A 14,730-nucleotide genomic window follows, 5' to 3' on the forward strand; every position below is an offset into this window, starting at 1 on the left:
AGAAATAGGTTATCCATCAATTTTCCCAGCCAGCCGGGAATTCCGTAAGCCACTGTCAGCTTGACGATACTGCTGTCTTTGCGATCGTAAAATCTTACGGCACCTCGATTTGGCAAACCATCTACCGACTCCCACTGAATTATCTGATTCGGCACTAATTTGAGAATCCGAGAAAGCCAGCTAAATTCTAACCCGCCAGTTGCAAGTTTCCAGCGAGATAATTCTGGATTTTCTTCGAGAACATGAACAGATTCGATCCATTTCATCCAGCGCGGCATTTGCTCTAAATCTGACCAGAGTTGCCACGCTAATTCGATGGGAATTGCCACTTCTACTTGGACGCTGTGTTCTAACCAATCAGTCATGGGATTTTAGATTTTAGATTTTAGATTTTAGATTGAAGAATTGTTTCTTTTTTGTTCCCAGGCTAGGCCTGGGAACCACCAGAGAAAACGAGAGAGGACTAATGACTAATGACTGTAAGCTTCGAGAATTGCCTTAGCCGCTTGATGGCCTGAAAGTGTCGCTCCTTCCATGCTATCGATGTAGTCTTGCTGAGTGTAACTTCCTGCTAGAAAGAAATTGGCTATCGGAGTTTTTTGAGCAGGGCGGAAAACATCCATTCCCGGTGCTTCGCGATACAAAGATTGAGCGAGCTTAACTACACTGTACCAAGTCATGTTTAATTCCCGCGCTGAGGGAAATAAATCCTGAACTTGCTTAAGTACGTGTTGGGCGATCGCCTCATTGCTTTGTTTAATAAACGGATCTCCCGGTGTCAGCACCAACTGCAGCAGCGAACCTTTTCCTTCTTGATAATAATCTTTGGGACTTGTCAGCGCCAAATCTGCAAAACAAGAAAAATCTGCATCTGCTGAATATAGCAAATTATCGATTCCTACAGCGTGACTCAACTGTTTGCGCTTGCCTTCGTCTTCCAGTTCCGTTACCCAACCGTCAAACCGCAATTGTACTGTAGCAACCGGCACCGCATCTAATTTATAAATGTTGTCAAATTCTGACCATTTGCGCCAAGCTGGGGGCAATATTTTCTGAATTCCTGGCACGTCGCAGGCGAAAACATAAGCGTCGGCGGTAATATTTTCTTCTGTTTCGCCGTTAGCTACTAGCAAGCCTGTTACGCGGGTTTCTTCGCCTTCTTCAAACTGAATTTCTCTTACTCTGCGCCGCGTGTAAATTTTTGCTCCTTTCTTTTCCAAATATTCCACAATTGGCTTGTGCAAATATTCGTTGGGAGAACCGGCTAGCATCCGCATGACAGAGGCTTCGGTTTTTGATGCAAAGAATTGAAATATTGTCAACATACACCGCGCAGAAATATTTTCAGTGTCGATAAAACCCAGTGCGTAGGCGATCGGATTCCACATTCTTTTGAGCGAGTTTTGGTTGCCACCTTGGCTGCGGAACCAGTCAGCGAAGCTAATTTTATCCAAATCGCGGATAGTTTTCATTGCCCCGTCAAAGTCTATCAAACCTCGGACGATCGGGCTAGTTCCCAGGGCGATCGCATTTTGAATTTTGTCTTGTACGGATAGCTGAGATGTCGTGAAAAATGCCTTCAAACCGTGCAAAGGAGCACCCACCGGAAAGCGAAAATCTAAAGAACCTGTTTCGCCACCTCGATTGATAAAAGTGTGGACGTGTTCTTTGAGGAGCAAATCGTCAAAAGCTCCCACTTTTTTCATCAGGGCAAATAAGTTATAATAACAGCCGAAGAAGACGTGCAAACCCATTTCAACGTGATTGCCGTCGGGATCTACCCAACTGCCGACTTTGCCGCCGACAAAGGGGCGGGATTCAAAAATTTCTACTTCGTGGCCGGCCTCCACTAAATCGACTGCTGTGGTCATTCCAGCCAGTCCCGCACCTGCGATCGCAACCCGCATTTTACCTATCCTTTCCCGTATTTTTACAGATTGTAACAAATTTTAGAATTTCCGAAACATTCAAAGTTCATAAATGCCGATCGACACTTGTACAGCCCTCTGAATTCTTGCTAGGACATCGGCACTAATTTGACCGTAAGGACCTTGTTCTAGGAATGTCTGCCGCAAAGCAGAAACGTTTTCACATACAGCTAGAGAATCAGCTTGCAATCCTCCCTCACCCGGAGGAATCAAGACGCGAGTAGGATTTTCTACTCCTGCAAGGTTACTTGTGAAAGGAACAACAATTACAGAATCAGTAAACTCGTTGCGGATATCGGGAGAAACCACAACTACAGGTCTTTTTTTTGTATCTCCTAACTGACGTAAAGCCCTAGAAAGATAAATCTCACCTTGGCGGGGATAAGTTTTTACTGTTGAGTTAGAGTCCATCGCTGCTCCATGTTTCTTCTATCTGTTCCTCTACCAAATTAAACCATTGTTTTTCATCCTCAATATCTTCTTGGCTGCGGTTTTGATAAAATTTCCGCAACTTGTCTTCTATTTGCTTAGCGTACCAGAGACGGAGAGCTTGTTCGATCGCCTCCGTCCAATTATCAGTAAATTGGTCTATTTTCTCCGCGAATTCAGCATCAAGGGCGACTAACACTTCTCGCTTTTGAGTATAATTTGACATAATCATTCTCCTTAATAATTTAAGAACTACGGTGCGCTGCGGCGCACCTTGCAAATTACTTTTACCTCTTTCTTCTTAAAACAGTCAACAGTCAACTAACTTCAAAACATCGGCATCAACTGAAGCGGCCCAATTCCCAACTCTTTAGCAGACACCCAGCGCACCTCAAGCAAAGCGATCATATCCTTAAACTGAGGCTGACCGCGAGAAGCACCCATCAACCCTTTAGCAATAATCAAACCGCACCAACCGTTGGTTAATTTACAGCGGCGATCCCACTTCTTGCGAGCTTCCTGATGCACCGGATCGTCTTCATTAAACTCTCCAAACAAATACAGCTCCCCATTTTTGGTTTGCAAAATACCCAAGTCATATTGCTCATCCTGAAAAGGATTTTCGCCCGGATTAAAACCAATCCCCTTCACGCCTCCAGCTTCTTTCAAATCCTGAATCATAGTTTTTGCCTTCGGATGAGAAGTTTGGATCATCACCACCGGCAAACCATCTCCGGCGGTATTAATATCAATTTCTGCACCTTGGTGAAACTGGACACTTTGGCGCAGGAAATCTACCGTTTCCCAAGGTACGGCGCCGAGACTCAAAAATGAATTTTGCGGCACCAAATCGTCCCGCAGCAGTGGCGTGTCAAATTCATCATCATCATCGTCATCATCGTCATCATCGTCATCACCGAGCATCTGTAATAATTCGTCTGATACCTCGGGCATCGTGGAAACTTTAACGGATACCTGTTGAATTTCTCCGTCAGCCTGCGGAACGGGGATGCGGTAGCGGCTGCTAAGACTGGGAAAAGTGTCCGATCCCAATTTCCGGCGACCGTTGCGGAAAAAGCGATGAAATGCTTCGAGAGCCACTAACATCGTGAGAGCTTCTTCTTCGTAAAGAATCGATCGCAATCCTTCTAAAGGATGCAGGTTGCCGAAATTTGGTTCAATTTCCGATGGAGGCAAATCGGCTAAATCAATTTCTTCGTCGTCGTCCTCATCAATATCTGCTGCACTTTCAAAGGTAACAAACAAACAGTCTTGCCCTAAAAAAGCCTGTTCTAAATCTTCAAAAGATTCATCGTTGACGACTCGTTCTCGAAACCGTTTCAAGGATTCTAGAGAACGGTACAGTAAAACTCCATAATCCATTCTGGCTTGCCCCAATACCGACACGTAGAGGCTGCCGACATCCCACTGATTGATTTCAATAGATATAATTTGGTGTTCGCTCAAAGTCCGCCACGGAGCATCATGCCAAATTTGAGCAGCTTTTTCCATTAAAACTTCAGCATACTGAGGGGGTAACTCAGGAGGTCTGTTGATCGCCACCTCTTCCATGCCGCGAAATATTTCGTCAATTAAGGGCAATTCCGGCACGTAGTCAATGGAAATGCTTAAATCTTGAAGTACGCCCCGCAGATAAAATTGAATTTCTCGGTTTTTAACTACTATTTTTTGGGGGCGGACTGCGGGAGCCGGACTTTGGGGATGTTCCATTGCCCGTAGCAGGGCCCGGACGATCGCCTCTGGGCCAGCATCTGGGCCTACCATGTCCATAGCCCTCACGACTCCTTCGGAGCCATCGACCCAGAGAATGCACTCGCCACCAGCTTCTAGAACGTCATCGTCATCTAGCATCATGTGTGAGTCAGCATTAGATAAGGGTCGGCGATCGCCCTCCCACACGCTGGGAATTTGAGGTAAGTTTTGTAGCCGACGAAGAGTAGAGCGATTCAGCGCTGCCATAGAGTAAGCCCGTTGGGTGAAGCATTGTTGCGGTGCCGATAGCCGGTCAACCGCTGCTTCTCAATCATAAACCCTATAGGGGGAGAGGACATCAAGCTGGGGAACGAGGCCCCACGGGAATTAAAAATTAGAAGCTAAAAATTCGGCCTTCAGCATCTAACCGAATGCCTTCTGGCGAATGCCTGTACAATGGAGCAATAAGATTAAACTCTTAGCATTAGACAGTCTCAGGAGTTCGGCAAATTATGACTCAAGCCATTTCTGAAAAGCGCGGCATTCAAATGACGGACTCTGCTGTCCGTCAAGTTTTAGCCCTGAGAGAAAAACAAGGTAAAGACCTCTGCTTGCGGGTAGGGGTGCGCCAGGGCGGATGCTCTGGAATGTCCTACGTGATGGATTTCGCAGATCCCAGCACTGTGAAACCCGACGATGAAGTGTTTGACTACGACGGTTTTCAGGTAGTTTGCGATCGCAAGAGCATTCTTTATCTCTACGGTTTGGTTCTCGACTTCAGCGATGCTATGATCGGGGGCGGTTTTCAGTTTACTAACCCCAACGCAACTCAAACTTGCGGTTGTGGCAGTTCTTTTTCTACATAAATCGGAAAAGAGGGCATGGGGCAGAAAGTTGTTAACTGCCCCATGCCCTTTTCCGTGCAACATCCCAAATCTAAAATCTAAAATCGAATGACCCCTGAAGAATTGTTTAAAGACGGTTTCGATCGCTACCAAGCTGGCGAAGCCCCGGCTAATCTGATCCCCGTGTTTAAAGAAGTGTGCGAAAAAGCTCCCAAAAATGGCAATGCCTGGGCTAGCCTCGCGTGGCTCTACCTGTTGGAAAATAAACCCGCACCGGCTCAAAAGGCAGCGAAAACAGCCGTTAAATTGAACCCTCACGACCCCCAAGCTCGCATCAACCTAGCAGTAGCGATCCTCGATCTCAAAGAAAAAGGAGTGCGCCCCCACGTAGAAGTGGCTCAGCAACTCCTGATGGCTTCCGAAGAGTTGCTCGACGAAGTTAAAAAAAATTTTGAAGAAGGATTAAAGAGAAAACCCGACTGGAAGAGTCTCGCCCGCGTTAAACAGTGGCTTCTGGAGCCGTAACCGCGCAAACAAGTCGATTTTTGGGCGGGGATCGAGGAAATCGGCTTTGCGCTTTATTACGAGATCGTAATAAATCAATAAATAACTTTATGGAAAACTCAGAAAGTCAGTGCTAGTATTTGAAAACTTAGACGATTGACAAACCCGCTCAGCGGTTTTCAGATTTTACTACCATAATACTAGGAGTTGTAAGAACATGAGCACTGACAGCCACGTTAACATCAAACCCGCAACCCGCAACCACAAAGGTTTCTTTATTCAGCCAGCTTCTTACAAGTTGATGAGCATCGATAAATCCGGCTGGGCCTTGATTTGCATGGACAAAGCAGTTTGTCACTACGTAGACCCGGATGATTTGCAATTGCCGAATAAATCAGGAATGTCTGAAGGTTAATTCTGAAGTTGTGAGAGACTTTAAGATGCTTTATTTGAGTAGCTGCCCTCCATTGAGGGCAGCATCTTTTTTTTGTCAGGAAAAACTCCGGCCACGCGCAGTGAATCGGGATTTAAGGGATAGAAGGATAGAAGGAAGAATTACCGGTTAGATTTCAAGGCAAAAAGCATCTCCAACTCAGCAGTTGTCGGTTGTGTAGAAGCTGTGGCTACGCTAACTCCTCGGAGAGAATTCAGCAATTCAGCGGCGGGCGGGGAAACTAAATTTGGCTGTACTGCAAGCAAATATTGGTTAGCCCAAGACATGGTTTTTTCCATATCTATGTAAAAGTAACCTTGGTTGGCCCGCGGTAAAGAAGTAGCGATCGCCTGAAAACTCCGACTGCTGCTTAACGGTTGCGGTGGCGTCGAAGTAATCACATCAACTAAAGGGCCGCCGAAAGCTACAAACACAGAATTTTCATTCAGCCAACCGTGCCCGAATAAAGTGCCTTGCTGGGGTATTTGCCACTCCGTAACTTCTTTGCCTTGAACTTGTCTGGGGGCGACACTGACTGTAGGATTGCTTTTGGCGATCGCATCGAGTTTTTTCAGGGTTGCTTCTGCAGCAGGGCGATCGCTGGTTTCAAAAATCATCGCCGCCCCCATCCCCAACTGAGACAAAATCCCTTGATTGGAACCGATCGCCCCGATCGCAAATTCCCCGTTCATCCAACCAAAAACATCTCGATCCGCATCCAAATCCAACCGCTTAAAACTATCCCTCACCTGCTGAACTCCCCTGTCAACTTCCGGACTATCTTTTGCCTGGGCTGTCGCTTGCGACCAAATTTGATCTAGTCCCTTGCCGCCGACTAAAGCAATAGTTTCATCCGGAAATCTGGGCAACAATTTCGAGGCGAATTGTGGATTTTGCTGAACGAACTTAGGGTCTAACTGAGCAATAGTTTTTACCCTCAATCCCTCACTATCCGCTCCAATTCCCGCAACCAAAGACTTAACTTGTTTGAACTGCGAAAACACTGTCCAAGGCAACTGGATATCTGCGGGCAAATTAGCTTTCAATTGCTCAATTGCCACCGGATAGTCAGCAATATAAACAGTTGCGATGGGATTCTTGACACCAGCACTCTCTGCAAAAAACTTAGTTGTGCTCTGCTGGGTGGCGAGGGAGGGTTCTCCTTTAAAAGTATCGATCGCCAATTCCACAGGCTTTTTCAAAGGAGCCATCACTAATTGGTCGTTCAGCAAAGCCACACTGTAGCGCTTGCCAGTTGGCTCTGCAATCTCAAAAATTTTAACTCCTTTATACTCGGTTTCTTGAGTAGTTGCACCGGGCTGAGATTTTAATTTATTAGCAAAATTCCAAGCGCTAATTTTATTTTTCACGCTGACTACAACCAGCAGTTTTGGAGGCTCTGTATTCGTCACAGCATCAGGGGGCAGCAAAGCGACCATCACCCCCCCTAACCAAGGCTTTAAGTCCCTGTCAAAGTCAATTTGAGTGCCTGCCAAGCTTTGTTCTTGAAAGGTCTTCAAACCCTGACCGACCAACTTTTTAGCCCCTGGCGTGCCAAATCGCTGCAATTGTGACAACGCTTGGGGATTGGGCGAGATGAAGGCGGCCATCATTGCTTCGTCTGGTACAACTTTGGCGCTGTCTTGAGGGTTGGATACTTGTTGGCTCAAACCCTGGAAGTAAAAGTAGACCGCAGCGCTACCTGCTGCGGCGATGGAGGCAGCAATTAGAAGCTTTGATTTTTTTGCAGGCATGGTTTGTGTTCCTCGCGTCCTTTATCAGTTTAATGAAAATACACTTGGCTTGTGGGGAGGCGATCGAGGCTGCTCTTTATTTTTGTATAATTCAAAACAAGTTTGGACGATCGTCTAAACTGCTAGAACTGTGCATTATTGGTAAAAGATGAAAGTAGCGATCGCGGGAGCAACGGGATTTGTAGGTAGCCGGCTGGTGGAGAAGCTGCAAGCTGCGGGACATCAAGTGGTGGTTTTGAGCAGGGATGCGGCGAAGGCTAGCCGAGTTTTTCCGGCTTCAGCTTATCCGAATTTGGAAGTTGTTGCCTACACTCCGGCGGAGTCTGGTGATTGGCAAAAGTCGATCGCGGGCTGCGACGCTGTTGTCAATTTAGCAGGGGTTCCGATTGCGGAGGAAAGGTGGACGGAGGCGCGCCAACAAGAAATTCTGGACAGTCGCAGACTGACGACGGCAAAATTGGTGGAGGCGATCGTCAATGCTAATCCTAGACCATCGGTGTTTGTTAGCGCATCGGCGATCGGCTATTACGGAACCAGCGAAACCGCTGAGTTTGACGAAACGAGCCTCGCGGGAAACGATTTTTTAGCAGCAGTGTGCAAAGACTGGGAAGCAGCCGCCCAACCTGTCAAAAATGCGGGAACGCGGCTAGCAATTTTGCGGCTGGGGATAGTTTTGGGAATGGGAGGCGCGTTGGCAAAAATGCTGCCACCTTTTAAACTATTTGCAGGCGGGCCGCTGGGCACTGGGAAACAGTGGTTTTCTTGGGTTCATCGCGAGGATGTGGTTGATTTAATTTTGTACGCTTTGCAAAATTCGCAAGTTGAAGGCGTTTTGAATGCGACAGCACCGAATCCGGTGCGGATGAATGAATTGTGCCAAACTTTAGGGGAAGTTTTAAAGCGGCCTTCTTGGTTGCCGGTGCCAAGTTTTGCTTTAGAAATGCTGTTGGGAGATGGGGCAAAAGTTGTTTTGGAAGGGCAGAAAGTGTTGCCGAAACAAACTTTAGCTAGTGGTTTTCAATATCAATATCCGACGCTGAAATTAGCACTCGAAGAGATTTTATCGGGAAGTTAGGAACCTACAGAACAGAACCCGCCGAATAGAATTCGGGGCTAAAGAAACAAAGTCCGAGCTGAGAGGGACTCAAACAAAATTCCTCGTTACCAGGCTCTGCCTGGTAACGCATATCCAGAGGCTCTGCCTCGCTCCTTCAAACAAATCATCCGACTCAACAATCAATCAAATCAACTGGCAACAATCCATCCTGACCCATATAATTTCGATAACTAGAATATCTCCAACAAGCTGGATCGTCAACATAGCCGCGCCTAATACCAATTTTTTATGAGGTTGCATAGAATCCGATCCCCCCTAGCCCCCCTGAGTAAGGGGGGGGCAAGATTCCGATCAAAGTCCCCCTTCTTAAGGGGGATTTAGGGGGATCGAGATATGTGCAACTTCACATTAAATTGGTATAACAGGATTATTGTAGATATACTTCAATTTTTGCAACAGCATTGCCTCATCCAAAATAGCTTGCGGGTGGAACCCTTCTTGCCATAGCTGATATTTTTGGTCTTTTTTGTGTAGCTTTTTATAGAATGCGAGTTGATCGAGGATGTTTCTAACTTGATTTTTTTCAAGCAATTCAATTATGGAGCGAGCTGTAAATGATTTAAAATTTATCATTTGTGTTGACAATTCAGAAGAAGTTACGATTAAGTGCAAGTGATTTTCCATCAAAACGTAACCGTGTAAGGCTAAACGCTTCTCCCGTTGCATAAAACTTAAGGAATCTAAGACTATTTGTGCTATTTCTGCTTGACAGAATACAGGAATCCAGTTGATAATTGTAGAGGTGACAAAGTGCGGTTGGTTGTCGGAATATATTACTTTGTATCTGCTTCTTCCCATTGGGGCGATCGAGGGTTTATTTAAGGGTTGGGGCGAGGCCCAGCCTTTGGATATGCGTTCCCAGGCAGAGCCTGGTAACGAGGGAACGAGGGAATGGAGGGTTTGTTTAAGGGTTGGGGCGAGGCTCAGCCTCTGGATATGCGTTACCAGGCTCTGCCTGGGAACGAGGGACCAGGCAGGGCCTAGAAGGGAATGGAGGGTTTGTTGGTGGGTTGAGGCGAGGCTCAGCCTCTGGATATCAGTTACCAGGCAGAGCCTGGAAACGAGGGATGTGCTGTTAAATTATCACCTGATCGTAATAAGGGTGTCAACATAAAATATTTTCATAAGTTAGATTCACGAAAAATTTCTGCAAGTTTAACTCACATCTCTTGCGATCAAATCATATGGACACATCTGAAAAGTTTTGTTTTTGTACTCTAGCTGTAGGTGATAGGTATCGTGCTCATGTAAAGATGCTAGCTCAAGATATCCAGACCCATATGCCTTCCACAACTTTATGTATCCTAAGCGATCAACCAGAGCAGTTTAAAAATTTCCCTCATGTTCTGGTGTTCAAGCACCACCTCCAGAGTGTGAAAGGGTATCATGACAAACGTTTCGTTCTTGAAAAAGCTCTCTCACTATTTGAGAGTTGTATGTTTTTAGACTCTGATGTTAGATTGCTAGGCCCTCTAGTAGAAGAAATGAATTGGTCTCCTGGAATTACAGCAAGAGCAGGTACTGATTTGGTCAAACGCATACAAAACATTAAAAATCCGAAAGAAATTGAAGTTATAAAAGCAGCAGGGCAAAAACTAAATATTGATATTCAACAAGTGAAGTGGCTTCACGAGTTTATGTTTGTCATGAAGAGACAGAATGGATTAGAAGGGGAATTTTTTGAACTTTGGCAGACAATTTCTTACTTTTTTGAAATGCAAGAAATCTATCATGGTGAGGGTTATGCTATGGGGCTAGCTGCGGCTCGAATTGGGATGACATTTGATTTTTTTCGCGAAGACAAATTTCCATTCTTTAAGGATAATATTGAACGAGTAAGAATCCAAAATGGACAAGCAATTATTCAGGATAAACAAATTTACTTCGACATCCATAAACAGATTGAATATCCCAAACGTTCCCTTTGGGAGAAAATCAACAACAAACTAAGTAAACAGGTTGTGTTTTATTATCGATTATTTAGACTGAGAGTTTTTATTAAAAAAGATCCTAATTATTATAAAATCTTTGGATGAGTATACAAAAAATAATGGCTCTTCATTACTTGGTATGCCAACTTGTATAGAAATGTAGTCAAAACCTTTGCTCCGCAAAGGTTTTGACTATTTATTTAGATGAATGGGGCTAGAATGAGCGATATTTCGTTTAATCCTTATTTAACAAGGTTTACAGCTTGATTTTGGGTTGTTTAGCATACTACGTACTGAAGAACCAAATATTTCAACCTGAAAGCAGATGATGCAGTAATTTGCAGTATAGAAAATGGAAAAATAGTCATAGAGCCTGTAAATCAGAAAGTTTCCAAATATACCCTAGATGAATTATTAGCAGGCGAAATAGAACCGGGCGAAGAAATCTCTTGGGGAAAACCAGAAGGAGAAGAATTTTGCTAAAATATATCCCCGAACGAGGTCATTTTATTCGCTTCAATTTCGATAATCACAGAGATTTATGGAGAAACCCGGTTTCTGAGCACGGGCGATCGCGCATCTCTACTAATTGCCTTCTAAAAAGTGAGATAATAATTAAGTTGATTGAGTAAAAAGCATAAACTTAGATTGTCAGTTCACTCACGCTATGCAGATGGCAGACTGGTGCTGAAAAACCAGCAACCGCCACGACTTGGGGAATCAAGACCCGATCCGAATGCTCTAGGCCCTGATTCTCAGTTAAGATGGGATACTTATAACCAGAGGATTTATCAGGCGCGAGAGTTTGATGAGTCAGGGCAACCCGTAAGAGATATTGATTTTACCAGTCCCACCTATCCTAATGGCAATCCCCGTCCAGATCATCTGCCGCCACCGCATCAACATCGGTGGATACCAAATCCCACTGGTGGTACTCCTACTAGAAGTAGAATCTTGGAAGCACTATGAAATCTGAAAAGTCGGCTATTACCTATAATATCGGTCAAAAATGGGCTGTGACTCTTTGCCCGGAAGCAGAAGAAACACTGGAATTGAAAGTTGCAAAAATCATTGAGTATTTAGACAAAAATTATCTCTTAAAGCAATGGGTAATATCTGATATTGAAGCTACGGAAAGTTACGGCAATTGCTTGACTGCGCGGTGTAATCAGGAAATATTTCAAGTATCTACTTCTGATTTGTTGGAGGTAATGGGGGAAGAAGGTTAAGTTATTGAATTAGATGCTAGTTTAATAAAAGATGACGAGGAATTGTTTAAAATATTGATTAGAGATGGGGTTTCAATTGATTTACTTGGGAGAGGGGAGATGATACCACTGACGGTTTTGGGGAAATATGTTTATGTTGACAAAGAACTGTTTATGTGGTGAATAATATATGACAGAAAAAATAAACATCAGCAACTTGGGTAATTCCTTAGCTTTGCCAATACCGGACTATATTGTAAAATATTTCAACCTGAAAGTAGATGATTCAGTAATTTGCCGTATAGAAAATGGAAAAATAGTCATAGAACCTGTAAATCAGAAAATTTCCAAATATACCCTAGATGAATTATTAGCAGGCGAAATAGAACCCAGCGAAGAAATCTCTTGGGGAAAACCAGAAGGAGAAGAATTTTGGTAAAATATATCCCAGAACGAGGTCATTTCATTCGCCTCAATTTCGATCCTCAAGCCGGACACGAACAAATGGGTACTAGACCTGCACTGGTTGTAAGTCAAACTAAATTTAACCGAAAAATGGGGTTTGTGTTTGTCTGTCCGATTAGCACCACACAACGCAAAAATCCGTTTTATGTTCCCATTCCTGAAGGTGAAGCGGTAACAGGTGTAATTATGACTGATCAACTCCGTTATGCAAGATTATCGCTCAAGGCAAGCAAGTTTGATTGGTGAATGTCCAGAAGATTTAGTTAAGGAAGTATTGAAGCGAATTGAACCTATTTTGTTTGAAGATATGACTGTTGATGAGTAGTTAATCATCAAGAATACGGCAGTTGTAGAGTTGGCATTAACAAGATCGACCCTCAGCCAAGAAATCGGGTTTCTGCGATAATTTTGGCATCCTCACGCCCGATTTGGGTAAGAAACCCGGTTTCTGAGTCCCCACGCGATCGCCCAAGCATCCTAGAAACCGGGTTTCTGCGATAATTCTGGCATCTTCACGCCCGATTTTGTTAAGAAACCCGGTTTCTGATCCCTGCGCGATCGTGAGCTTTGAGCAAACTCGCCGGATCGGGCCCAGCGGGGATAATGCAGCCGGGATTCAGCGGGAACAAATTGCCGTAATAATCGCGCTTCACAGCCTCCAAATCGCAAGTGCCAGCAACTCCCGGTAACTGGTACAAATCGCGCAGATAAGCTCCCAAATGCTCGTAATCTTGAATGCGGCGCACATTGCATTTGAACAAGCTGTAGTAAACTGCATCAAAACGGAATAGAGTAGTAAAAAGCCGCACGTCTGCTAAAGTCACCCGATCGCCACAAAGGTAACGACTCCTCAAGAGCGATCGATCGATCTCGTCTAAAACAGCAAACAATTCACTGCAAGCCGAGTCATAAGCAGCTTGAGATTGCGCGAAACCGCAGCGATAAACACCGTTATTCACCGATTGGTAAATCTTCTCATTCCACTCGTCAATTTGCGATCGCAAATCCAGAGGATAAAGATCCATTTGAGGATTGCTAGCAAACTCGTTAAACTCGGAGTTTAGCATCACAATAATTTCCGAACTCTCGTTATTGACGATCGTCTTTGTCGAGTCATCCCACAGCACCGGCACCGTAAACCGCCCCTGATAGCCCGGTAAAGCCAACTGGTAAAGTTCCGGCATCGTGTTGCAGCCAAAAGTCTCCGACTCCATCACCCACATTCCCCCTTCAGAGGGATAGACAACAGACACCGATATCGCATCTTCAAGCCCTTTGAGCGCCCTCGTCACCAGAGTGCGGTGCGCCCAAGGGCATCCCGTACCCACGAAGAGGCGATACCGCCCCGCAGCGGGCTGGTGAGGGTTGTCTGCTTCTGTGCTGACAAAGTTGCGGAAACTGCTGCTGGGGCGAATGTATGCTCCCGTGCGATCGGGCGGCGCTAGTTTTGACATCATTAATTGCCACATTGATGTCCAGACAAATTTGCCTAGCTTGACTGTTACGGATGAAGGAAGCGATTTGTTTTTCACAATGCGATTAAAAGAGGTTTGCTAAACATAATCAGCTTATTTTAACTCACATTGCGAAGTTTCTCCCCTCGTCCCCAGGCTCTGCCTGGGAACGCAGATACCGAGGCTCTGCCTCGCTCTGTTCCCTCACCTGAGAACGACTTTTCTAGTATCTGCCAGAGGCTATTTCAGCATAAGCTCGATCGATCAATCGGCGAGCAACTGTCTGAATTCCCGTATGTTCGTAATAATTGGTAGTCATGTCCAAAAACGCAGCGACATAATCCAATTTGTCATCGGTAACATCAACGTATTGCTTGAGATTGCCTAAAACTGTGGCGGGAGTTAAGCCGCGAGACTGTACTAAATTGTTCATCCAACCTTGCGCTGAGGCGAAAGTTGCTGTCACAAATCCGAACTTTTGTGAATTATTTGCACCGGGAATTAGATTGCTGATATTTTGGAATGTTGAGTTTTGCTGCAAGGCTGAATGATTCAAGCCACCTAGGGTATTTTGCGCTACTCTAAGGAAGTCCGGGCCAAGGGGAATTAAACCGTCAGCGCATACTAATGCAGCCATCCGCATCAGAGATTCGCTTTTGTAATTGGATAAATAATTAGCAAAGCTTCCCACATTGTCAAGGGAAATATTGTTAAGTTTGCAGAAGGCAATTAGCTCGATCGCCACTTTGACGCACAAGTCGATCGTTTGAGTTGTGTCAGCTTTGGGAGTGAGGCGGTTCAGAAAGGAAAAAAAGCCAATGTTTTCGCTGATTTTACTGGCCATAGCCGTTGCACCTAACGCACTGTCAGCGCTGTCTGCTAACTGGTAAAGCCTTACTACCCCTTGATATGGCTCGTTGGGGTTGGCGTAAAGCTCGATCGCGCGATC

18 protein-coding genes are annotated in these 14,730 nt (G+C 45.0%); 9 read left to right on the top strand and 9 right to left on the bottom strand.

Features of this window, described 5'->3' with window-relative positions:
- From QUA45_RS14730 to QUA45_RS14750, 5 genes are all read right to left on the bottom strand, one after another.
- Positions 1–365 (bottom strand): SRPBCC family protein (locus tag QUA45_RS14730; RefSeq protein ID WP_333221288.1); only part of this gene is annotated, 365 nt, incomplete at its 3' end.
- 105 nt (positions 366–470) lie between these two features.
- Entirely contained in the window at positions 471–1,907 is a 1,437-nt protein-coding gene (gene zds / locus QUA45_RS14735; RefSeq protein ID WP_333221316.1) for a 9,9'-di-cis-zeta-carotene desaturase, read from the bottom strand.
- Positions 1,908–1,967: 60 nt separating this feature from the next.
- Complete coding sequence (locus tag QUA45_RS14740; RefSeq protein WP_333221290.1) at positions 1,968–2,339, bottom strand: type II toxin-antitoxin system PemK/MazF family toxin; 372 nt, start codon at positions 2,337–2,339, stop codon at positions 1,968–1,970.
- A complete protein-coding gene (locus QUA45_RS14745; protein ID WP_333099593.1) occupies positions 2,329–2,583 on the bottom strand; it encodes a hypothetical protein in 255 nt (84 codons plus the stop codon). Before QUA45_RS14745 ends, QUA45_RS14740 begins: the two co-directional genes overlap by 11 nt.
- Before the next feature lie 101 nt (positions 2,584–2,684).
- The gene (locus QUA45_RS14750) at positions 2,685–4,337 is read right to left on the bottom strand and encodes a DUF6930 domain-containing protein (RefSeq protein WP_333099592.1); all 1,653 of its coding nucleotides are present in this window, start codon (positions 4,335–4,337) and stop codon (positions 2,685–2,687) included.
- Positions 4,338–4,582: 245 nt separating this feature from the next.
- Between QUA45_RS14750 and QUA45_RS14755 the strand changes: the two genes are divergently transcribed.
- From QUA45_RS14755 to QUA45_RS14765, 3 genes are all read left to right on the top strand, one after another.
- Positions 4,583–4,936: an iron-sulfur cluster assembly accessory protein gene (locus QUA45_RS14755; RefSeq protein ID WP_333221292.1), complete on the top strand. Its 354-nt coding sequence runs from the start codon at positions 4,583–4,585 to the stop codon at positions 4,934–4,936.
- 87 nt (positions 4,937–5,023) lie between these two features.
- On the top strand, positions 5,024–5,440 hold the full coding sequence (locus QUA45_RS14760) for a tetratricopeptide repeat protein (RefSeq protein WP_333070877.1): 417 nt from the start codon (positions 5,024–5,026) through the stop codon (positions 5,438–5,440).
- A gap of 196 nt (positions 5,441–5,636) precedes the next feature.
- Entirely contained in the window at positions 5,637–5,834 is a 198-nt protein-coding gene (locus tag QUA45_RS14765; RefSeq protein WP_006632682.1) for a hypothetical protein, read from the top strand.
- Between the two features lie 140 nt (positions 5,835–5,974).
- Here the strand turns inward: QUA45_RS14765 and QUA45_RS14770 are convergent, their stop codons facing one another.
- Complete coding sequence (locus tag QUA45_RS14770; RefSeq protein WP_333221294.1) at positions 5,975–7,606, bottom strand: DUF3352 domain-containing protein; 1,632 nt, start codon at positions 7,604–7,606, stop codon at positions 5,975–5,977.
- Positions 7,607–7,754: 148 nt separating this feature from the next.
- Here QUA45_RS14770 and thyD point away from each other — a divergent pair, with 148 nt between their 5' ends.
- On the top strand, positions 7,755–8,681 hold the full coding sequence (gene thyD, locus QUA45_RS14775; RefSeq protein WP_333221296.1) for a thylakoid membrane protein ThyD: 927 nt from the start codon (positions 7,755–7,757) through the stop codon (positions 8,679–8,681).
- Positions 8,682–9,071: 390 nt separating this feature from the next.
- Here the strand turns inward: thyD and QUA45_RS14780 are convergent, their stop codons facing one another.
- Positions 9,072–9,521 (bottom strand): REP-associated tyrosine transposase, encoded by a 450-nt coding sequence (locus tag QUA45_RS14780; RefSeq protein ID WP_333099589.1) that lies wholly within the window; start codon positions 9,519–9,521, stop codon positions 9,072–9,074.
- 386 nt (positions 9,522–9,907) lie between these two features.
- Between QUA45_RS14780 and QUA45_RS14785 the strand changes: the two genes are divergently transcribed.
- The 5 genes from QUA45_RS14785 to QUA45_RS14805 all read left to right on the top strand — a co-directional run bounded on the left by QUA45_RS14785 (position 9,908) and on the right by QUA45_RS14805 (position 12,573).
- Entirely contained in the window at positions 9,908–10,759 is an 852-nt protein-coding gene (locus tag QUA45_RS14785; protein WP_333221298.1) for a hypothetical protein, read from the top strand.
- A 543-nt stretch (positions 10,760–11,302) separates the two neighbouring features.
- Entirely contained in the window at positions 11,303–11,623 is a 321-nt protein-coding gene (locus QUA45_RS14790; RefSeq protein WP_333099587.1) for a hypothetical protein, read from the top strand.
- Positions 11,620–11,883, top strand: coding sequence for a hypothetical protein (locus QUA45_RS14795; RefSeq protein ID WP_333221300.1), 264 nt, complete (start codon positions 11,620–11,622; stop codon positions 11,881–11,883). Before QUA45_RS14790 ends, QUA45_RS14795 begins: the two co-directional genes overlap by 4 nt.
- Before the next feature lie 169 nt (positions 11,884–12,052).
- A complete protein-coding gene (locus tag QUA45_RS14800; protein ID WP_333221302.1) occupies positions 12,053–12,301 on the top strand; it encodes an AbrB/MazE/SpoVT family DNA-binding domain-containing protein in 249 nt (82 codons plus the stop codon).
- Positions 12,295–12,573, top strand: a complete 279-nt coding sequence (locus QUA45_RS14805; protein ID WP_333099584.1) for a type II toxin-antitoxin system PemK/MazF family toxin — start codon at positions 12,295–12,297, stop codon at positions 12,571–12,573. Before QUA45_RS14800 ends, QUA45_RS14805 begins: the two co-directional genes overlap by 7 nt.
- A 281-nt stretch (positions 12,574–12,854) precedes the next feature.
- Here the strand turns inward: QUA45_RS14805 and QUA45_RS14810 are convergent, their stop codons facing one another.
- The gene (locus QUA45_RS14810; RefSeq protein ID WP_333221317.1) at positions 12,855–13,796 is read right to left on the bottom strand and encodes a glutathione S-transferase family protein; all 942 of its coding nucleotides are present in this window, start codon (positions 13,794–13,796) and stop codon (positions 12,855–12,857) included.
- A 208-nt stretch (positions 13,797–14,004) separates the two neighbouring features.
- Positions 14,005–14,730: hypothetical protein (locus QUA45_RS14815; protein WP_333221304.1), on the bottom strand; the 726-nt coding region annotated here is incomplete at its 5' end.

Origin of the sequence: Microcoleus sp. Pol12A5 (assembly GCF_036701435.1) — a bacterium.
Taxonomy (GTDB): domain Bacteria; phylum Cyanobacteriota; class Cyanobacteriia; order Cyanobacteriales; family Microcoleaceae; genus Microcoleus.